The sequence below is a fragment of the Vibrio sp. ABG19 genome, assembly GCF_029962385.1.
Classification (GTDB): Bacteria; Pseudomonadota; Gammaproteobacteria; order Enterobacterales; family Vibrionaceae; genus Vibrio; species Vibrio ostreae.
Genome location: NZ_CP071708.1, coordinates 788,407 through 809,210, shown reverse-complemented (window position 1 = coordinate 809,210; position 20,804 = coordinate 788,407). Strand labels below are relative to the sequence as shown.

At 50.5% G+C, this 20,804-nt stretch carries 20 protein-coding genes and 1 other RNA gene; 11 read left to right on the top strand and 10 right to left on the bottom strand.

All coding sequences use genetic code 11. The annotated features are described in order from the left end of the window. Positions 1–4: 4 nt before the first annotated feature. Positions 5–1,096: a 3-isopropylmalate dehydrogenase gene (leuB, locus tag J0X00_RS09845; RefSeq protein WP_136485973.1), complete on the bottom strand. Its 1,092-nt coding sequence runs from the start codon at positions 1,094–1,096 to the stop codon at positions 5–7. 60 nt (positions 1,097–1,156) lie between these two features. Beyond that, on the bottom strand, positions 1,157–2,707 hold the full coding sequence (gene leuA, locus J0X00_RS09840; RefSeq protein WP_282477991.1) for a 2-isopropylmalate synthase: 1,551 nt from the start codon (positions 2,705–2,707) through the stop codon (positions 1,157–1,159). 534 nt (positions 2,708–3,241) lie between these two features. Between leuA and J0X00_RS09835 the strand changes: the two genes are divergently transcribed. The 6 genes from J0X00_RS09835 (at position 3,242) to ilvN (ending at position 10,759) form a co-directional block, all read left to right on the top strand. Next, positions 3,242–3,775: a phosphatase PAP2 family protein gene (locus J0X00_RS09835; protein ID WP_136485977.1), complete on the top strand. Its 534-nt coding sequence runs from the start codon at positions 3,242–3,244 to the stop codon at positions 3,773–3,775. Beyond that, positions 3,772–4,818 carry an MJ1255/VC2487 family glycosyltransferase gene (locus J0X00_RS09830; RefSeq protein WP_282477990.1) on the top strand — a complete coding sequence of 349 codons (1,047 nt, stop codon included), beginning with the start codon at positions 3,772–3,774 and terminating at the stop codon, positions 4,816–4,818. Before J0X00_RS09835 ends, J0X00_RS09830 begins: the two co-directional genes overlap by 4 nt. Positions 4,819–5,178: 360 nt before the next feature. Then, on the top strand, positions 5,179–6,135 hold the full coding sequence (gene leuO / locus J0X00_RS09825; protein ID WP_136485981.1) for a transcriptional regulator LeuO: 957 nt from the start codon (positions 5,179–5,181) through the stop codon (positions 6,133–6,135). A gap of 175 nt (positions 6,136–6,310) precedes the next feature. Further along, positions 6,311–8,119 (top strand): long-chain fatty acid--CoA ligase, encoded by a 1,809-nt coding sequence (locus J0X00_RS09820; protein WP_282477989.1) that lies wholly within the window; start codon positions 6,311–6,313, stop codon positions 8,117–8,119. A gap of 422 nt (positions 8,120–8,541) precedes the next feature. After that, on the top strand, positions 8,542–10,263 hold the full coding sequence (locus J0X00_RS09815) for an acetolactate synthase 3 large subunit (RefSeq protein ID WP_218562686.1): 1,722 nt from the start codon (positions 8,542–8,544) through the stop codon (positions 10,261–10,263). 1 nt (position 10,264) lies between these two features. Next, on the top strand, positions 10,265–10,759 hold the full coding sequence (gene ilvN, locus J0X00_RS09810; RefSeq protein WP_136485987.1) for an acetolactate synthase small subunit: 495 nt from the start codon (positions 10,265–10,267) through the stop codon (positions 10,757–10,759). A gap of 127 nt (positions 10,760–10,886) precedes the next feature. Here the strand turns inward: ilvN and serA are convergent, their stop codons facing one another. From serA to J0X00_RS09785, 5 genes are all read right to left on the bottom strand, one after another. Further along, positions 10,887–12,116 carry a phosphoglycerate dehydrogenase gene (gene serA / locus J0X00_RS09805; RefSeq protein ID WP_218562687.1) on the bottom strand — a complete coding sequence of 410 codons (1,230 nt, stop codon included), beginning with the start codon at positions 12,114–12,116 and terminating at the stop codon, positions 10,887–10,889. A gap of 376 nt (positions 12,117–12,492) precedes the next feature. Further along, positions 12,493–13,149 (bottom strand): ribose-5-phosphate isomerase RpiA, encoded by a 657-nt coding sequence (gene rpiA / locus J0X00_RS09800; protein ID WP_218562688.1) that lies wholly within the window; start codon positions 13,147–13,149, stop codon positions 12,493–12,495. 119 nt (positions 13,150–13,268) lie between these two features. Beyond that, the gene (locus J0X00_RS09795; RefSeq protein WP_136485993.1) at positions 13,269–13,859 is read right to left on the bottom strand and encodes a 5-formyltetrahydrofolate cyclo-ligase; all 591 of its coding nucleotides are present in this window, start codon (positions 13,857–13,859) and stop codon (positions 13,269–13,271) included. 3 nt (positions 13,860–13,862) lie between these two features. Next, a non-coding RNA gene (gene ssrS / locus J0X00_RS09790) (6S RNA) lies at positions 13,863–14,046 on the bottom strand. Between the two features lie 18 nt (positions 14,047–14,064). After that, the gene (locus tag J0X00_RS09785; protein WP_136485995.1) at positions 14,065–14,373 is read right to left on the bottom strand and encodes a cell division protein ZapA; all 309 of its coding nucleotides are present in this window, start codon (positions 14,371–14,373) and stop codon (positions 14,065–14,067) included. 240 nt (positions 14,374–14,613) lie between these two features. Here J0X00_RS09785 and J0X00_RS09780 point away from each other — a divergent pair, with 240 nt between their 5' ends. The 3 genes from J0X00_RS09780 to J0X00_RS09770 are packed head-to-tail and all read left to right on the top strand — an operon-like array spanning position 14,614 to position 17,627. Continuing rightward, positions 14,614–15,189, top strand: coding sequence for a YecA family protein (locus tag J0X00_RS09780; protein ID WP_282477988.1), 576 nt, complete (start codon positions 14,614–14,616; stop codon positions 15,187–15,189). Between the two features lie 20 nt (positions 15,190–15,209). Next, positions 15,210–16,385, top strand: coding sequence for a 2-octaprenyl-6-methoxyphenyl hydroxylase (ubiH, locus tag J0X00_RS09775; RefSeq protein WP_282478283.1), 1,176 nt, complete (start codon positions 15,210–15,212; stop codon positions 16,383–16,385). Positions 16,386–16,400: 15 nt separating this feature from the next. Next, positions 16,401–17,627 (top strand): FAD-dependent 2-octaprenylphenol hydroxylase, encoded by a 1,227-nt coding sequence (locus J0X00_RS09770; RefSeq protein ID WP_136486001.1) that lies wholly within the window; start codon positions 16,401–16,403, stop codon positions 17,625–17,627. A gap of 69 nt (positions 17,628–17,696) precedes the next feature. Here the strand turns inward: J0X00_RS09770 and J0X00_RS09765 are convergent, their stop codons facing one another. The 3 genes from J0X00_RS09765 to ygfZ all read right to left on the bottom strand — a co-directional run bounded on the left by J0X00_RS09765 (position 17,697) and on the right by ygfZ (position 19,908). Next, positions 17,697–17,903, bottom strand: a complete 207-nt coding sequence (locus tag J0X00_RS09765; protein ID WP_282477987.1) for a DUF1107 domain-containing protein — start codon at positions 17,901–17,903, stop codon at positions 17,697–17,699. Between the two features lie 564 nt (positions 17,904–18,467). After that, on the bottom strand, positions 18,468–18,947 hold the full coding sequence (locus J0X00_RS09760; RefSeq protein ID WP_282477986.1) for a YbaK/EbsC family protein: 480 nt from the start codon (positions 18,945–18,947) through the stop codon (positions 18,468–18,470). Continuing rightward, a complete protein-coding gene (gene ygfZ, locus J0X00_RS09755) occupies positions 18,937–19,908 on the bottom strand; it encodes a tRNA-modifying protein YgfZ (protein WP_282477985.1) in 972 nt (323 codons plus the stop codon). The genes J0X00_RS09760 and ygfZ overlap by 11 nt, the downstream gene beginning before the upstream one ends. A gap of 267 nt (positions 19,909–20,175) precedes the next feature. Here ygfZ and J0X00_RS09750 point away from each other — a divergent pair, with 267 nt between their 5' ends. Together J0X00_RS09750 and J0X00_RS09745 are read left to right on the top strand one after the other, a co-directional pair. Beyond that, positions 20,176–20,436, top strand: coding sequence for a succinate dehydrogenase assembly factor 2 (locus J0X00_RS09750; protein ID WP_136486007.1), 261 nt, complete (start codon positions 20,176–20,178; stop codon positions 20,434–20,436). Further along, positions 20,405–20,797, top strand: coding sequence for a hypothetical protein (locus J0X00_RS09745; RefSeq protein ID WP_256612443.1), 393 nt, complete (start codon positions 20,405–20,407; stop codon positions 20,795–20,797). The genes J0X00_RS09750 and J0X00_RS09745 overlap by 32 nt, the downstream gene beginning before the upstream one ends. Positions 20,798–20,804: the final 7 nt, after the last annotated feature.

Sequence of the window (20,804 nt, the reverse complement as noted above, 5' to 3'; positions counted from 1 at the left end):
ACGATTATGCGTTCAGAATGTATCCGGCAATCACATCACCCATTTCGCTGGTCGACAGCGCTGGTTTGTCACCAGCCAGATCTCCGGTCAGCTGGCCTGCAGACAGCGCCTTGCTGACGGCTGTCTCGATGTCCTGCGCCGCATTCTCTTCGCCCAGACTGTAACGCAGCATCAGTGCCGCAGACAGGATCTGCGCGACCGGGTTGGCGATGTTCTTACCTGCGATATCCGGCGCACTGCCGCCCGCAGGCTCAAACAGGCCAAACTGGCTCTCGTTCATGCTGGCAGATGGCAGCATCCCCATGGAACCTGTGATCATTGCACATTCGTCAGAGATGATGTCACCGAAGATGTTAGAGCACAGCATGACGTCGAACTGAGATGGATCTTTGATCAGCTGCATGGTCGCGTTGTCGATGTACATGTGCGACAGTTCAACGTCCGGGTAATCCTTGGCGATTTCAGTCACCACTTCGCGCCACAAAATGGAACTTTGCAGTACGTTGGCTTTATCGATTGAGCAGACTTTCTTACGACGCAGGCGCGCAGACTCAAACGCAATCTTGGCAATACGTTCAATCTCGTAACGGTGGTAGACCTCGGTATCAAACGCTTTTTCATTTGCGCCTTCACCTTCACGGCCTTTTGGCTGACCAAAATAGATACCACCGGTCAGCTCGCGGACCACCACAATATCAAAACCACGCTCAGAAATATCAGCACGTAAAGGAGAAAAGGCTTCCAGACCTTTATGGATCTGCGCAGGACGCAGGTTACAGAACAACTGGAAATGCTTACGCAGTGGCAGCAGGGCGCCACGCTCTGGCTGATCGTTTGGTGGCAGGTGTTCCCACTTAGGGCCACCGACAGAACCGAACAGCACGGCATCAGACTCTTCACAAGCCTGCAGAGTGCTTTCTGGCAGCGGACAACCGTGATTGTCGATGGCGATACCGCCAATGTCATGTTCTTCACGCACGAAAGTTAACTGGTGTTTCTTTTCTACTGCATCCAGCACCTTGTGTGCCTGCTGCATTACTTCTGGGCCGATGCCGTCACCTGGAAGTACGGCAATCTTGTAAGTTTTGTCTGTCATGCGAGTCCTTTACGTATCTGATATTTTTCGTTCAAAGTTGTGTTTGCGATAGTGGCGGTCTTAAACCGTCGCTATTTTCTTTTTCTGTTTAATTTCGGCAATCTGGTCAGCACGATGAATGCTGTTAATCACGTGCAGTAGTGCCTGGCCGGATGCTTCTACGATATCGGTTGAGATGCCGGTACCGTGATATTTACGGCCTTTGTAATTAGCGATGATATCCGCCTGACCTAAGCCGTCTTCACCTTCGCCTTTAGCGGTCAGATCAAACTTGTCCAGTACGATATCGTAACCGGTGATGCGGTAGATACATTGGTATAGCGCATCTACCGGGCCGTTACCGACTGCGGCTTCGCATTTCTCTTCGTCACCGCATTGCAGTTTGATGGATGTTGTCGCCATCACACTACCGGACTGGACACTCAGGTAGTTCAGCTTGTAGAAATCATCTTCTTCGCGCAGATTCGAGAAGTGCATCAGCGCTTCCAGATCGTAGTCAAATACCTGGCCTTTACGGTCAGCCAGTTTCAGGAAGTCGGCGTATAAAGCATCCAGATTGTACTCAGCCTCGTTGTAACCCATGCTATCCATGTGACTCTTGACTGCAGCACGGCCGCTGCGGCTGGTCAGGTTCAGAGCTTGGTTTTTCAGGCCAATCGACTCCGGTGTCATGATTTCGTAGGTATTCTTATTTTTCAGCATACCGTCCTGGTGGATACCGGAAGAGTGACTGAAGGCATTGGCACCGACGATGGCTTTGTTACTTTGAATCGGCATGTTACACAGCTGGCTGACCAGTTTACTGGTACGGCTGATTTCTTCATGCTTGAAGCCGGTTTTTACGCCCATCAGTTCGCCACGCGTTTTGATGATCATAGCCACTTCTTCCAGCGCGGTATTACCGGCGCGTTCACCGATACCGTTAATAGTCCCTTCTACCTGACGTGCACCAGCTTGAACAGCTGCAATTGAGTTGGCAACCGATAAGCCTAAGTCATCGTGACAATGAACGGAGATAACCGCTTTATCGATGTTTGGTACGCGGTTAAACAGCTGCTCAATAATACCACCGAATTCGCTTGGCAGGGTGTAACCCACGGTATCCGGGATGTTAATTGTGGTCGCGCCCGCATTAATCGCCGCTTCCACCATACGGCACAGATTATCGATAGGAGTACGGCCAGCATCTTCACATGAGAACTCGACATCATCGGTGTAGTTACGCGCATGTTTAACGGCATTTACGGCCATTTCTACCACATTATCGTAAGTGCGGCGTAATTTGTCTTGAACGTGGATGGTGGAAGTCGCCAGGAAGGTGTGGATTCGGAAAGCTTCAGCGACTTTCAGTGCTTCTGCTGCGACATCGATATCTTTTGCAACGGCACGGGAAAGGGCACAAACACGACTGTTTTTGATGTTTTTAGCGATGGTTTGCACCGATTCAAAATCACCAGGTGATGAAACCGGAAAGCCCGCTTCGATCACGTCAACACCCAGGCGTTCCAGTGCGAATGCGATTTGCAGCTTTTCCTTTACAGTTAGGCTGGCAGATAATGCTTGTTCACCATCGCGCAACGTTGTGTCGAATATAATCACCTGATCGTTCATGTTTGCTTCCTCTTTCCGAGAGTTAATCGTTTACTTCCTGAATTTAATTATAAAAAAACCCGCATTGGATGCGGGTTTCTGTAAATCTGTTGTGGTGTTTTTCTGCCACAGACTACCCGCGCGATGGAATCACGATAAGGAGCAGGCTGAGGAGTAGAGAAAAGCGCATTGTCATTACAAGCTGACCACCAAAATTAAGATAACAGATTAGTACCGCACTCACTTGAGCACGTCAACCATAAGTTGATTTTTTATTCGCGGTCTGGAGTTTTAAATTGCAATCGAATCTACAGTTAGCATTATATGCTATTGCTCGTATCGTAATCCCACTCTAAATACAGAGTTGCCGAAGTTTTCTCTTTTTGTCTTTTGTTCTGTTTTATAGCAATAAGGTGCTTATCTGGCGTCAAGCGCGTGCATGAACTTGTGCCTGCTGACTTTGTCATTCATTTACAAACAAAGCATCACCGATTTGTCATCTGCTGCTCTTATCTTTGGCCTAGATAGGGTATCTCAACAGGGAGAAGAGTGCTTATGCGTACCATCGAACCTATCGCTAAGCTTGACTTGGCCTTTTCAATACTGTGTTTACAACACAAATTCAATCATCCGATCGCCCGGGTGAGCAGGGCCGTATCCCATACTGGCGACGGCCACTTGTACGTTTTGTTTGGGGTATTGGCGTGGGCGTTGGATGGGCACAACGGACATCTTTTTTTGTATGCCGGTCTGCTGGCGTTTGCGTTTGAGTTACCGGTGTACTGGGGGTTAAAAAACAGCTTTCAGCGCCGTCGACCGGCAGAATTATCACCTCATCTGACCGCGTTTATTACTCCGTCTGATCGCTACAGCCTGCCATCCGGTCACACCGCAGCAGCGTTTGTAATGGCAACCCTGATTGGCCATTTCTATCCTGAGATTTATGCACTGGCCCTGTTATGGGCGGCATTGATTGGCAGTGCACGTATTTTGCTCGGGGTACATTTTTTAAGTGATGTACTGATTGGTGCCTGTCTGGGCATCGGCAGCGCGACTCTGTCGCTGTTATTGCTGGAGAGCTTCCTGTGAAGATCCTTTACGGTGTGCAAGGCACGGGCAACGGGCATATTACCCGTGCTCGCGCGATGTGTGAGGCATTTGCCCTGCGCGGTGCGCAAATTGACTTTTTGTTTTCCGGCCGGGCACAGAGACAATATTTCTCGATGGAGTGTTTTGGGGATTACCAGACCCGGCGTGGAATGACGTTTACCACCGATAAGGGGCGGGTGAATTATTGTAAAACCGCACTCAATAACAGTCCGCTGCAACTGCTGCGCGAAATTAAGCAGTTGGATCTCTCTGCTTATGATCTGGTGCTGAACGACTTTGAACCGGTGTCCGCCTGGGCGGCAAAGCAGCAAAAGGTTCCTTGCATCGGCATTAGCCATCAGAACGCTTTTCGTTACTCGGTGCCCCTGAAAGGCGCGAGCTGGCTTGATAAAGTGATCATGCGCCGTTTCGCTCCGGCCGATCACCACCTTGGCCTGCACTGGTATCATTTTGAACAGCCGATTCTGCCGCCTATTGTGCACACTTCACTGCAACCGAGCAGCTGTCAGGATTACATTCTGGTCTATCTGCCGTTTGAAAACGTCGAAGAGGTGTGTGAGCTGCTGTTCCGTTTTGCTAATCACCAGTTTGTGTTTTATCACCCCAATATTGTTGAAGATGAGGTGATCGAGAACGTTGAGTTGCGCTCGCTTTGTCACAGTCGCTTTCAACAACATTTGCATCATTGTGCCGGTGTGATGGCCAATGGTGGTTTCGAGCTTCCGTCAGAGGCGATGTCGCTGGGTAAGAAACTTTTACTCAAGCCGCTGAATGGTCAGTTTGAACAGCAAAGTAATGTCGCGACATTAGATATTCTTGGCTTGGCGTCAGTGATGGATTTTCTCGATCCTTCCGCAGTGAGCCGCTGGCTGGATGAAAAACAGGCAGAGAAAGTGGTGTACCCTAATGTGGCGAATGCGATCGTTGATTGGGTGCTGAAAGGCCACTGGAATGATCACTCTGAGTTATGCAACAGTTTATGGCAGCAGGTCGATTTTCCGAGCTATGTCTCAATAAATTGATTGCTCTCATGATTGGATTTTATGCTTCTATTAACCCGCTAAATGATGGTTAACGATAAAACTTTTATTTATTAATCCAGTCAATGAGTGTGGTTATGTCATTGATATCGATTTTTACATTTTTTTATAAAAAGCCAATGCATTGAATTTCATTGGCTTTTTTTGTGTTCGGGTAAAAAATACTGACTTTTTATCAATCGTATTGCCAATCGATTAGGGAATGTTGATATTAGATTTCCCGATGGATGTATCCGGTAGATAAATACCACCAATAATGGCTATTCACTTGCCCCTCCGGACATCAATAAGTCGTCGAATGTTTCGCGACTGTGAGCAGACAACTACGAAGAGGCGTACCAAATGCTAGATAGAAAAGATACGATGAGCGCCATAGCCAGCTATCGAATGGAAAGTACATTACGTGGTGTAGACCTCAATTTGCTGACGGTGTTTGATGCTGTCATGCAAGAGCAGAATATTACCCGAGCCGCACACAACCTGGGCATGTCTCAACCGGCGGTGAGTAACGCCGTTGCCCGTCTGAAAGTGATGTTTAATGATGAGCTGTTTATGCGTCAGGGACGTGGTATCCAGCCAACCCAGCGTGCGCGTCAGTTGTTTGCTCCTATCCGTCAGGCTCTGCAATTAATTCGCAATGAACTGCCAAGTGCGGTGTTTGCCCCTGAATCTTCAACCCGTCTGTTTAAACTGGCGATTTGCAGTCCGTGTGATATTCGTTTCGCACCGCAAATCATGACCGGAATTCACCAGCAGGCTCCGAATGTTCAGCTGCATTTAGATGCGGAATTTGATCGTCAACTGGCTGAGCGTATGCGTTATCAGGAGATCGATTTCGTTATCGATTACGCTCACTTTGATGAGCAGGGCTTCTCCAGTACAGAAATCTTCCAGGATGAGCTGGTGGTCGTCACTTCAAAACACCATCCGCGTATTCAGGGGGCTGTGAGCCGTGAAGAGTTGGCACGCGAGCAGCACGCGAAGCTGTCCAAAGTCCATGGCCAGCGCAGTTTTTCTGAGCAGGCTTATCGTGAGCTCGATTGTCAGCCAAGCTACGAAGGCACCGGTCTGAGCAATGTACTGTATGTGGTTGGCCAGTCTGAGCTGGTGACCATTGCTCCACGCTGGATGGTAGAAAATGCCGCCAACAAGCAAGAGCTGCAAATGCTGGAGTTCCCGTTTGATCACGGCCGTATCAGTGGTTACCTGAGCTGGCATGAGTCGAGTGAAAAAGACAAAGGACACATTTGGTTACGAGATCAGTTAATGATGATTTGTGGTAACGTGGTCGCCGGATAACCTGCCACTCAAGCCAGAAATGACCTCAGATTGAAGTGATTCAGTCTGAGGTTTTTTTCTCTCTGTAGCACACCACGATTACTGATAACTTTGATATCCATCGTTGTCTTTTACTCCGCGAAAGGTAGACTTGCGCGCGAAATAGCTTACAGGTGTAAGCCAAAGGTAAATAGAGATGACGAAGTTGACTTTTCATATCGTTAAACGCATCCGGGAGCAGGTGGCTACCGGCAATAATCGAATCGCACTGCAACATAAAGTTGGCGGGCAATGGCAAGGTATCAGCTGGACGCAGTTCGGCCGGCAAATGGACGAACTGTCACTGGCACTACTGAGTCTGGGCCTTGATGTGCAGGACAAAATCGGCATCTTTGCCAATAACAGCCCGCGCTGGACGATGGCTGATTTTGCCGCGTTACAGATTCGGGCGGTATCAGTGCCTATCTACCCGACCAATACCCTCGAGCAGGCGGCTTTCATTGTCCAGGATGCGCAGGTAAAAGTTCTGTTTGTCGGTGAGCAGGCACAATATGACGCGGCGCGCCAGTTACTGGCACTGTGTCCGTCTTTGCAGCTTATCGTGGTGATGAGTGATGAGGTTGCAGTCCGCGATGAGCCGCAGGTTATTCACTGGCAGCAGTTTGTTGCTTCAGCTCAGCCCGAACAGCAATCACAGCTATCTGAGCGTCTGCTGCAGGCCAACGACGATGATCTGTTTACCCTGATTTATACCTCCGGCACGACTGGCAGACCGAAAGGGGTGATGCTGGACTATCGTAATGTGGCGGCACAGCTTAGTGGCCATGATCAGCGTCTGACCCTGACAGAGCAAGATGTATCACTCTGTTTCCTGCCTTTATCACATGTGTTTGAACGGGCCTGGACCTGTTTTGTGCTTTATAAGGGAGCGACTAACTGTTATCTGCAGGATGTCGCAGAAGTGCGTGATGCCCTGACTCAGGTGCGGCCGACAGTGATGTGTGCAGTGCCGCGTTTCTACGAGAAAATTTTCTCAGCCATTCACGACAAAGTCGCCAGCGCACCCTGGCATAAAAAGTGGCTGTTTACCTGGGCGGTCAACATGGGCGCCAAAATGGCCCAAAGCCGGGCGAGGCAGGTTAAGCCAGCCTGGCTATTGAGTCAGGCTTATCGGCTGGCCGACCGCCTGGTGCTGAATAAGCTGCGCGAGCTGCTTGGTGGCAGAGTGCGCTTTATGCCGTGCGGTGGGGCCAAACTCGATGCCACCATTGGCCGTTTTTTTCATGCGGTGGGGATCAACATTAAACTGGGCTACGGCATGACAGAAACCACGGCAACGGTCTCGTGCTGGGATGATGATACGTTTCATCCGGACTCGATCGGTACCATGATGCCGGGTGCCGAGGTGAAAATTGGTGCCAATAACGAAATCCTGGTTCGTGGTCCTATGGTGATGCGCGGTTACTACAACATGCCGCAAGAAACAGCGAGTGCCTTTGATGAGCAAGGATTCCTCAAGACCGGTGATGCGGGTTATCTGGATGCAGAAGGTAACCTGTTTATTACCGATCGGATTAAGGAGCTGATGAAAACATCAGGGGGTAAATACATAGCGCCGCAGATGATTGAAGGCACGCTGGGTAAGGATCATTTTATTGAGCAGATCGCGGTGATCGCGGATACGCGTAAATTCGTGTCGGCGCTGATCGTTCCCTGTTTTGATACTTTGGAACTCTATGCCAAACAGCTGAACATTAAGTATCAGGATCGCCTTGATCTCATCAAGCACAGTCAGATCATTGAGTTGTTTGAGCAGCGTATCAACGATCTTCAGCATGGGCTGGCAAAATTTGAGCAGGTCAAAAAATTCAAATTGCTTCCCAAAACCTTTTCGATGCATGACGGAGAATTAACCCCGACGCAAAAACTGCGCAGAAAGGTGATTCATGACCGTTATCAGGATGAAATCGAAGAAATGTATCAGGATAAACCTGATCGCCGTTAAGACGATTAGGCTCTGATTTTACCTTCAATCCCCGCTGCCACTGGTGTGCGGGGATTTTGCTATTGGCAGACTGTGCTGGTGGTCTGATAGGTATTTTGTGTGGTTTTAATCCGGCTGCAGCAAAATATTCCACTTTTTTTTATGTGTATGGTTGCGTTACTGGCTGAATATGTAACCTGGGTTAGAATTGAACACTTGAGATTGCACTATTTGCCATATCTTGTCAGAAATGCGTGTTTTGGCCGGTTAGACCTGATGGAAATAAAGCGTTAAAGTTGTTGCGTTACCTTAGTGCTTGTTATGACAAGTACGGGACATAGCCGAAAGCGGAAAGTTTTCGAATTAGGCTACGAATAAGCCCTAACTATGTATAACCCATCCCGTTTACTGACCTGGTAACTGGTGTTGGGTAAGGAGAAAATATGGCAATGTTATCCGGCGCAGAGATGGTGGTTCAGTCTCTGATCGAAGAAGGTGTAGAGCAAATCTTTGGCTACCCAGGTGGCTCCGTTCTCGATATCTACGACGCCCTGCACGAAAAAACTGACAGCATCAAACACGTTCTGGTTCGGCATGAACAGGCTGCTACGCATATGGCCGATGGTTATGCGCGTGCAACCGGTAAACCGGGTGTGGTTCTGGTCTGCTCTGGTCCGGGTGCGACCAATACCGTGACCGGTATTGCGACCGCATACATGGACTCTATCCCAATGATCGTTATTTCCGGCAACGTGGCGACCAATCTGATTGGTAATGACGCGTTCCAGGAGTGTGATATTGTCGGCGTCTCACGTCCGATCGTGAAACACAGCTTCCTGGTGAAAAAAGCCGAAGACATTCCTGAGACGATCAAAAAAGCATTTTACATTGCATCCACCGGACGTCCCGGCCCTGTGGTTATCGACGTGCCAAAAGATGTGATGAATCCGCAGATCAAATTGCCTTATCAGTACCCTGAAAGTGTTAAAATGCGCTCTTACAACCCGACCACTTCCGGGCATAAAGGTCAGATCAAGAAAGCACTCAAAGCGCTGTTAGAAGCGAAAAAGCCGGTGCTGTACATTGGTGGCGGCGCGGTAATTTCCGAAGCGCACGAACAGGTGATCAAACTGGCGGAAGAGCTTAACCTGCCTGTGGTCAGTACCCTGATGGGGCTGGGCGCGTTTCCGGGCACCCACAAGAATTCTCTCGGTATGTTGGGCATGCACGGTGTGTATGAAGCCAACATGGCGATGCACAATGCCGATTTGATTTTCGGGGTCGGCGTGCGTTTTGATGATCGCACCACCAACAATCTGGAAAAATACTGTCCGGATGCCAAGATCATGCACATCGATATCGATCCATCATCGATCTCGAAAAACGTCAAAGTTGATCTGCCGATTGTCGGCTCGGCTGACCAGGTGCTGGAAACCATGCTTAAGCTGCTGGCCGAGCAGTCAGAGCGTAATGACAGCGAAGCGCTGGCAGCGTGGTGGAGTGAGATCGAAGTATGGCGTTCACGTCAGTGCCTGGCGTATGAAACCAATCCGGAGCGCATCAAACCACAGCAAGTGATTGAAACGCTGCACAAACTGACCAATGGTGATGCGTATGTAGCATCGGATGTGGGTCAGCACCAGATGTTTGCAGCCTTATACTACCCGTTCAATAAACCACGTCGCTGGATAAACTCCGGTGGTCTCGGTACGATGGGCTTTGGCCTGCCGGCTGGGATTGGGGTCAAGTTCGCCATGCCGGAAGAAGAAGTGGTGGTGGTGACGGGTGACGGCAGTATCCAGATGAATATTCAGGAACTGTCTACTGCGCTGCAGTACGATATTCCGGTCAAAATCATTAACCTTAACAACCGCTTCCTGGGTATGGTCAAGCAGTGGCAGGACATTATCTACCAGGGGCGTCACTCAAACTCATACATGAGTTCTGTGCCGGACTTTGCGGCAATCGCAGAAGCTTACGGCCATGTTGGTATTCGAATCTCCACTCCGGATGAACTGGAGGCGGGGCTGAAAAAAGCGCTGGATATGAAAGATCGTCTGGTGTTTGTCGATATCAACGTGGATGAAACGGAGCACGTCTACCCAATGCAAATCAAAGGCGAGGGGATGGACAAAATGTGGTTAAGCAAAACGGAGCGAACTTAAGATGAGACATATTATTTCACTACTACTAGAAAACCAGCCGGGTGCTTTGTCTCGTGTTGTTGGCTTGTTCTCACAGCGTGGCTATAACATTGAAACCCTCAATGTGTCGCCAACCGATGATGAGACCTTATCGCGTCTTAACATCACCACCACCTCAAACGAGATGCAGCTTGAGCAGATTCAGAAGCAGCTGCACAAGCTGATTGATGTGCTCAAAGTGCAGGAAGTGACGGAGTTTGAGCATATCGAACGTGAACTGATGCTGGTTAAGGTCAAAGCCAGTGGTTTTGCCCGTGCCGAAGTGAAACGTACTGCTGATATTTTCCGTGGTCAGATTGTTGATGTGACCGCCTCACAATACACAGTCCAGTTGGCAGGCAGCAGTGATAAGCTTGATGCTTTCATCGACGCGATTGCGGAAGTGACCGATGTGATCGAAGTGGCGCGTAGTGGTGTGGTGGGCATTGCCCGCGGTGAGCGTGCACTGCGCGGTTAACGAAGCCGTCAAATAAAAAACCAGCCGCATGGCTGGTTTTTTTATGTTCAAGCAACTTGGATATTCAAACCACTCTTATATTTAAGCGACCACAGCGGGCGAAGCGCTTTGCTCCGCCCGGTGAGGCTTAGTGCAGGATACGTGCGCGAATCGTGCCTTCGATGTTCTTTAGTTTGTCCAGCGCTTCTTCTGAACGTTCTGCTTCAACGTCAATCACCACGTAGCCGATCTCCGGAGAGGTTTGCAGGTACTGGGCTGCGATGTTGATGCCATCCTGAGCAAAGATGGTGTTGATTTGAGTCAGGATACCCGGACGGTTCTGGTGGATGTGCAGCAGACGAGAGGTGTTACGCTGCTCTGGCAGTGAGACCTCTGGGAAGTTCACGCTCGACAAGGTTGAACCATTGTCTGAATATTTCGCCAGTTTGCCCGCCACTTCAATCCCGATGTTTTCCTGGGCTTCCTGAGTTGAACCACCCACGTGCGGAGTCAGCAGTACGTTGTCGAACTTCATCAGCGGTGACTCGAACGCTTCTTTGTTTGAGCCAGGTTCAGTCGGGAATACGTCGATGGCGGCACCAGACAGGTGGCCTGACTCCATCGCATCACACAGGGCCGGAATATCGACCACAGTACCGCGTGCTGCGTTGATAAAAATCGAGCCCGGTTTCATGCGTGCGAATTCTTCTTTACCCATCATGTCTTTGGTACCTGCTGTTTCAGGCACATGCAGCGAGATCACGTCACACTTGTTCAGCAGCTCACTCATGGTGTGCACCTGAGTGGCGTTACCTAATGACAGTTTGTTCTCGATGTCATAGTAGTAAACATGCATGCCGAGGTTTTCAGCAATAATGCCCAGCTGAGTACCGATATGGCCGTAACCGATGATGCCAAGTTTCTTGCCACGTGCTTCGTAAGAGTTGTCCGCACTCTTTTTCCATACACCGCGGTGTGCCAGGGCGTTTTTCTCAGGAATACCGCGCAGCAGCAACAGAATTTCGCCTAATACCAGTTCTGCCACACTACGTGTGTTCGAGAATGGGGCGTTAAATACCGGAATACCACGTTTGGCAGCCGCGTTCAGATTAACCTGGTTAGTACCGATACAGAAACAACCAATTGCGACCAGCTTCTCTGCTGCGTCGATCACTTTCTCTGTCAGGTTAGTGCGGGAGCGAATACCAATAAAGTGAACGTCTTTGATTGCTTCAAGCAATTCAGATTCGTCCATTGAACCTTTGTGGTATTCGATGTTGGTATAGCCGGAAGCTTGCAGAACTTCAACTGAAGATGGGTGAAGTCCTTCAAGGAGCAGGATTTTAATTTTGTCTTTTTCCAGTGAAACTTTGGCCATTGTTCTCGTCCTTAAATATGGGAAGTGGGCAAAAGAAGCTATCCCTTTTCTCCCTGAAATTGCAGTGGTGTGTGCCGTACAGAACGGCCGGGCCACACAATCAGCTAAGCTCAACGGGCAAGTTTGCCTGCTGACTAACTGCAACTCCAAGTTGTTTTGGGTATATCACCCAACGAAACGCGTCATTATAGAGGCTTTTACAACGAAGCAAACGTTTGCATTGTGTATCTTCTATGCAATAAGTTAACAAAAAATTTTTGCTTTGGGTAAGAAAATTACGGAATAAGGCATAATTTTATTGGAGAAAAGAAATAAAAAACGGCACCCCAGGTGCCGTTTGTAGTCAAATGACTGAAAAAATACGATTGTTTCAATCTTATTCTGCGATTTTCGCGCCTTGCGGGGTACCGGTGATCACCACATCAGCACCACGATGGGCAAACAGGCCATTGGTGACCACACCGGCGATGGCGTTGATGTCGGCTTCCAGTGCTTTCGGGTTGGTGATACGCATGTTGTATACATCCAGAATGATGTTGCCGTTGTCCGTTACCACGCCTTCACGGTACACAGGATCACCACCCAGTTTGACTAGCTGACGTGCCACGTAAGAGCGCGCCATCGGAATCACTTCCACCGGCAGCGGGAATTCGCCCAGCACATCGACGGCTTTGCTGCCATCGACGATACAGACAAATTTATCGGCAATTGCTGCAACGATCTTCTCACGGGTCAGTGCGGCACCCCCGCCTTTGATCATCTCGCGTTGCGGGTTGATCTCGTCCGCACCATCGACATAAATATCCAGGCTGATGACGTCGTTGCAGTCAAATACTTCAATACCTAAGCCTTTGAGCTTTTCGGTTGATGCCACAGAGCTGGAGACGGCACCTTTAATATCATCTTTGATCGAACCCAGAGCATCGATGAAGTGATTGACGGTCGAGCCGGTACCGACACCGACAATGCTGCCTTTTTCTACGTATTTCAGCGCAGCCCAACCGGCGGCTTTTTTCATTTCATCTTGAGTCATGCCCATCTCCTGATTTCGATTGTGTGAGGACGCAGTTTTGCGCGGCGCGATTATACCCGCAAACTAAGGTGATATGTACTCAAACAGAGCGATAATACGCTTTGTGAAGCGGTTCTGGATCACGCTTTCCATTGCCACAAACGGCTGGGAGTGAGAATTTTGGGCAGAGGAACATCCCACGCTTCGGTCGGCAGTTGCTCGACATGCTGACAGTCATGAGCCAGGCCAATCGGCATCGCTCCCTGACCGGTTTTAAACCAGCTTTCCAGGGTGCGATCATAATAGCCGCCCCCCATACCAAGCCGGTGTCCGTGTGAGTCAAATGCGACCAGCGGAGTACAGATAAGGTCCAGCTCTCGCACTGGCTTCACCAGGGGCTGATTGAGCTTAGGCTCGAGGATACCGTACTTGTTAAAGGTCATTGCCGTATCGGTATCATAACGTAAGAACAGCAGGTTACCGGCGGAGAACGGATGCAGGACAGGCAGATACACCGATTTACCCTGGGACCACAGCCATTCGATCAGCGGCTGGGTATCGAGCTCTCCGTCAGTCGACAGATAGAGGGCGATGTGCTGACAGGTGTGCATTTCAGGCAGTGCGGCGAAACGTCGGATCAGATCCTGACTGGCCTGATAATGAATATCGCTGGTCAGTTCATTACGTCGTTGACGGATGAGCTTACGCAGCTCAGGACGAGAGTATTGCATAAGAGGGACCCCAGGGTGCCGTTGAGGATTGTGGCCCTTGAACCAGCTGGTTCAAGGCGGGTCAGCAAGGATAACCGTAGGCTTCTCGATACGAGCCGAGCTTGCTCAATAGCTACCAAATACTAACCCTTTGGTGTTGCTTATCGGCTCAGGGACTTACATCCGCTGACGAACACCCCAGGGAAAATTCGTTGTATGGTAAAGGCTACAGCTCTCCTGGCTTGACTTTACGTAGTGCTTCTTCAAGAGAAGCAGCGAGCTTTTCCATTCGCCCGTTTATTTCCGACTGCTGACCGTCTTTTTCCTGCTGCTTGGTTTGCAGCTCATAACAGATGTTCAGCGCGGCGATGGTCAGTAGCTTAACCTCATTGGTTACCTTAGTACGATCGGCCATCTCTTTCAATCGTCGGTCGAGGTCTTGGGCGGCAGTTAACAATGATGCTTCTTGTCCCGGTGGACAGTTAACCCGAGTTACTTTGCCTAAAATTTCAACGTCAACCGCTTGATTACTCATGATAAATGAACTCTATTCGCGTACTAGGATGATATCGCTTACGTGACCATCGAGGGTCAAACTATAGGTAAAGCGATAGTAAGATTCAAGCTTTTCACACTCGGAATCAAAAATTGTCAGGACAAAAACACAGTTATTGGGCAATTTGCATAAAAGCTGGTCACAATTGATGATGTGAGCGTTTTCGCCGGATCGCTGAAGTGGTACGATGGCAGTTATTTGCCTGAATACGAGCCCATTATGAGCGATAACACCTTCCCTGATTACGCAACTCTAGCTTCTGAACTGCAGTCGGCCGCCGTTGGCGTGACACCGGCAGAACTGCATGGTCTGCTGACCGGCATGCTGTCTGGTGGCCTGAGTCTGCATGATAAAAGCTGGCAAGCGCTGATTTTCGATTACACCAACGACGGAATGGGCTGGCCGGTCCAGGCGCTGACACTGGCTGAGCAAACGCTTAATGCCACCAGTGCGGAACTGACGGCAACGGATCTGGAACTGACCCTGCTGCTGCCGGCAGAGCAGGGTGAACACGCACTGATGCTGTTTGCTGATGCCGTTGCGGAGTGGGTCAATCACTTTATCTCTGGGCTTGGCCTGGTTAGCGCTAAAGTACAGAACGCGTCAGCGGTAGCCAAAGAAGCGTTGGAAGATCTGGAAGAGATCGCCAAGCTGGGGATTGATGAAGAGGATGATCTGGAAGAGCAGGCACAACTGCTGGAGCAGGTGATCGAGCATGTCAAAGCCTGCGTACTGACTCTGCACGCCGAGTTCGGTGTTAAACCGCAAAAAGATTCTCAACCAACCATTCACTAAGTGAGGTGTCAGTGAACGAGGTGCACTGTTTTGATGTGATTATCGCCGGTGGTGCGATGGCGGGCGCAACCCTGGCTCTGGCCCTGGACAAGCTCAGTCATGGCCGCTTATCCGTGGCGGTTGTAGAAGCATATCAGCCGGATCATGACCAGCATCCCGGGTTTGACGCCCGATCGATTGCGCTGTCGCATGGTACGGTGCAGATTTTAACCTCGTTAGGGCTGTGGCAGACCATTGCCCCGGTCGCCTCACCGATTTCACATATTCATGTCTCGGATCGTGGCCATGCCGGTATGACCGATATCAGCAAGGACACACTCGCTATTGATGCCCTGGGGTATGTGGTTGAGCTGGCGGATGTGGGCCGTTTGTATGCCGGGTTAATCGAACAAAGCGCCGCGATTCGGTTGTTTTGCCCGTCCAGCGTCACGTCGGTGGTGCGTCAGCACAACCAGGTGGAGGTGACGCTGAACAGCGGTGAACACCTGCAGGCTAAAATGCTGGTGGCGGCTGACGGTGCGGTTTCAACCTGTTGCGAACAGGTCGGCATGGCTCTGGCCGAGCATGATTTCGGTCAGGTGGCCGTGATTGCCAACGTGGTGGCCAGTGAAGCCCATCAGGGACGCGCGTTTGAGCGCTTTACCGAGCACGGCCCGGTGGCTTTACTGCCGATGCGTGATAATCGTCTGTCTCTGGTATGGTGTCTGCCGCCACAACTGGCCGAACAGGTGATGGCGCTGGATGATGCCGCTTTCATGGCGCAATTGCAGCAGGCGTTTGGCTGGCGGCTGGGCGCATTTGTCAAAGCCGGTAAACGCAGCGCTTATCCGCTGCTGCTGCATCACCGTGAGCAGAATGTCTCACACCGGTTTGCGATTGTCGGTAATGCCGCGCAGACGCTGCATCCCATCGCGGGGCAGGGATTTAATCTTGGTATCCGCGATGTAGCCTCTCTGGCCGAAGAGCTGACCCGAGGTGATGAGCTGGGCTGTTACGCGCAGTTGCACCGTTTTAGTCAGCGCCGCGCTGCGGATCGTCAGCACACCATTACGCTGACCTCGGCTCTGGTGCACCTGTTCTCCAATGATTTACTGGCACTGCGTATCGGCCGTAATCTTGGCCTGGCAGCGATGGATAACCTGCCGCTTCTGAAATCTCCTTTACTGCGCCGCACTCTGGGCGTAGTGAATCGATAAAGGGTATAAAAAATTATGATGCAAAGCGTGGATATTGCGATTGTTGGCGGCGGTATGGTCGGACTGGCTCTGGCTGCGGCATTTAAAGAGACTGATCTGCGAATCGCGGTAATTGAAGGCAAGATTCCCCACGAAGGGTTGAATGAACTGCCGGATGTACGCGTCTCTGCGCTCAGTCGCTCCAGTGAGATCATCCTCAGTAATCTAGGGGCCTGGCGTGGCATCATGAGTCGTCGTGCGGCGCCTTATCATGCGATGGAAGTGTGGGAACAGGACAGTTTTGCGCGGATTGAATTCAGTGCTAACCATCTCACTCAGCCAAATCTGGGCCATATTGTCGAAAACCGTGTGATTCAACTGGCGCTGCTCGACCAGGTCAAACAGCAATCCAATGTCTCGCTGTTTATGCCGGCTACCTGTCAGAACCTGGCGGTTGGCGAAAGCGAAGCGTGGCTGACTCTAAGTAATGGTCAGGCTCTGACGGCCAAGCTGGTGGTTGGTGCTGATGGCGCGAACTCCTGGGTGCGCAAACAGCTCGATATCCCGCTCACTCACTGGGACTACGGCCACAGCGCGGTCGTGGCGAATGTGCGCACTGCAGAGCCGCATCAGTCGGTGGCGCGGCAGATTTTTACGCCGCAGGGCCCGCTGGCCTTTTTGCCGATGGGGCATCCGCTGATGAGTTCCATCGTCTGGTCGACCGAAACCTCGCGCGCAGAGCGCCTGGTCGCGATGGATGATGCTTCATTCAACAAGGCGCTGACAACGGAATTTGATGTCAAACTCGGTTTGTGTGAAGTGGTTGGGGAACGCTATGCCTTCCCGCTTAAAATGCGTTACGCGCGCGATTTTGCCGTTGAGCGGGTGGCTCTGGTCGGGGATGCTGCGCATACTATTCATCCGCTGGCCGGGCAGGGGGTGAACCTCGGATTGCTGGATGCTGCCAGTCTGGCTCAGGAAGTGATGACACTGTGGGAGCAGGGACAGGATATCGGCACCAAGCGTAACTTACGCGGCTATGAACGCTGGCGCAAAGCCGAGGCCGCTAAAATGATTGCCGCCATGCAGGGTTTTAAAGATCTGTTTGCCGGTGATAATCCGGCCAAGAAACTGATTCGTGGCATTGGCATGCGCCTGGCGGGGCAGTTGCCTGGGGCGAAAGATGAAATTATGAAACATGCGCTGGGACTGAAAGGCGATCTGCCGCAGTTGGCCAAAGTCGCGCCTAAAAGCATGGTTTAGTCTGGATAAGACGGAAAGTTAAAAGGGTTGGCGTAAAAGCCAACCCTTTTTTGTTTGCGGGAACTCAGGTTATGCATAGGCGCAGCGCAAGCGCATAATTTCCTGGTTGACCTCTTTGACGGTCTGGTAATGGCGTGGTTCAGCACGCTCCGGCAAGATCAGCTTGCCGTTATCAAATTCAAACTTACCGACACCGTAGATATAGATTCGACCTTTAAAAAGACGACTAACATGTTTAGCTATCATACCAGGTATATAGCGCTTAAACAGTCTCATTTCTCGATCCTTTCTTTGTTGCTGCGCTGCATAGTATACGAATAAACCCGCTTCAAGAGTGTGATGGCCCGGGGATACCTGCAGCGAATATCAAATTACATGGATATTTGTGCTGCTACGTGCAAATTTGCCGATGAGTATCCATTTTTATGTGACTTTAACCCAGCAAAACAGCAGTTAATTTGGTTTCTTCAGTCAGAGCGCCGCTATTTAGCCAAAGTAATGTGACACTGTTAAGAATAGTTGTCCTGAATTAAAAGGTGTAAGAAACATGTCATTATTTGCATAAAAAAAAGCCCGCAGTCAGATGCGGGCCAAATAGTCACAGATGCATTACACAAAAAGTGGATGTCCTGAAACAATCAGTGGATTCACTTTTTTTGTTGGAGAAGGATATCAACCGAGTCGTACCTCTGATTGAACTTTACCAACGTCGAGAGAGTAAACGAAAATCTGGCGTGTGACTATTTATGTTTTAACATTGTATAAAAATTCACGATCCAATGATGCTAAATTGGAGGTGGATCACGATCACATGTAATGGATTACACGGATTTGCATCACTTAATCACGTTGAATATGTGCAAACTGTGGCTGACAAAGTTGAATCAGATCGTTTGGCGCCAGGCCGATCCCGGCCATTAACGATCCGCTGCTGATCGTAATCATGCGGTGCGCACAGATGGCATGATCAAAAATGACCGGCATCGGTGTACGCAGCAAGAGCGGGGTCACGGTTCCTATCCGGTAACCGGTGATCGCTTCCACCTGGCTGAGATCAACACAGGTCATACGGCGCCAGTTGAGCAGGGCACGAACCTTTTTCGGATCCACGCTGCGATCGCCGGGCGTACAGGCCAGGGCAAATCGATCACTCATATCGCGCAGCAGGATGCATTTCACCATTTGGGCAGGGTTGATACCACGCTGATGTGCGGCATCTTCTATTGTCTGAGCTGCGCTGTGGTGAGGCAGCAGGTGATAGGCCACCTGCTGCTGGTCGAGATACTCAGTGAGCGGGGTGCGCAGTGAGTTATTCATCATCTAAAGAATAAGGCAGGGCTTCAATCACCCAGCGCGTATTCGGTTGAGCGGTCAGACGTAACTCAGTACCGGCCTCAAGATTATTGGGCAGGACAATCAGGCCGATGGCGCTGTTATCAGAGAAGGTGTAATGTGCCATCAGATGGCCGGCACTGCGCCAGTTGTCACCAACCGAGCGTTCCATCTGCTGCGCTTCATCAGTAGACAGCGGCTCATTCACATCACCGCGCACTATGTACATCGCACGTTTGTTGATACCGCGATATTTTGCCCGGGCAACGGTTTCCTGACCGGTATAGCAGCCTTTACTGAAACTGATGCCGCCCAATGCCTGCACATTGACTGCCTGCGGAATATGTTCGCTCTGCTCAGAGCGTTCAATCACCGGAATCGCTTCTTCGATATCAAAACGGGTCCACAGGGTCGCATCCGCTTTGACCGCTTCACTTTGGCTGACCAGTTGTGCAGCGTGATCTTCATTCAGCAGCAGTAACCAGCGCTGGGCGCTGATCCGCACCGCCGTGCCACTTTCGATGGCACGGACATCACCTTCGCTGTTACTCAGGCTATTAATGTAGGCGTCAGCGCCGTTGCCCATGACGCCCAGTGCCACATCCTGGCTGTGCGTCAGTTCGATCTTAGAGAAAATCGCGTATTTTTTCAGTTCGCGCAGTTCCGCTTCAATTGCCGATACAGGTTGGAACATCGCGTAACCATCATGGTGATGGAACAGACGAAATACCGACCATACCTTGCCTTTGGCGTCGCAATGCGCGCCGAAGGTGGATTGTTGGCTTTGCAGCGATACCACATCGCAGGTCACCTGACCTTGCAGGTAGCTTTTTTTATCCGCACCAACGGCAGTAATCGCACCCCAGTTATCCAGATGGGTCAGCATCAGGTCTGGCAGGGCATCAGTTGGTTTGACGCGCAGCGGAGCAAATGTGTTTTTCCAGTTCATATCCTTCACCTGGGTGAAATCTCGTTTCACTTCATACTTCTGTCGGTTATTGCAGCGCGTTGAAAGCCACGACCTGATGTTAGGGCAGGTTGGCGGATGGAATCCCGGCTGCAACGATGTTGGTTTTAACAATCATGTTGTTTTAACAATATGGTAATCTGGTTCAAGTTTTTTGTCAGCATCAACAGGGACTGTGACTGAGTTACTAGTTGAGCGCCTTGTCTGTTGATAGACTTGGCGCAAATAATCATAAGGTGAGGATAACCGATGTACACCCCGGAAGAAAAAGCGCGAATCAAATGGGCATGCCGCCGCGGAATGCTGGAGCTTGACGTAGTCATCATGCCATTCTTCGAAGAGTGTTTTGACTCTCTGACTGAATCAGAACAACAAGACTTTGTTTCCCTGCTGGAGTGTGATGATCCGGACTTGTTTACCTGGGTCATGGGGCATGGACGCTCTGAAAATCTCGGCCATGCGTCGATGGTGGACAAGATTGTCGCTCATAACCTCGGCAAAGTCCGTTAAGCTCTACCTATTTCCCTCCTTCTACGCCCACATCGTTGCGCTGTTACAATTTAACATGCTGATATGGGCGTTGCTTATCTCCGCCATCCCTGTTGTTGTTAGTTTGGTTATTATTGCGATATGGCTGCGTGTGGCGCTGTGTGGCTGGCTGACGCCGACCCTGAGCGGAGCCGTGGACATCGATTTTTCCGGCCGGTTGCGGACGCAGGATAACGATGAACCTATTCGCTCGGTTGGCTTTAAGTTTGCGTTTGCTTTTGTGGTTATCGTCACGCCGCAACGGCGTTGGCTGTTGTGGCGTGATAGCTGTCGCGACGGCGATTATCGTCAGCTACTGGTGAGACTAAAACGGGAGCTGTGACGCTCCC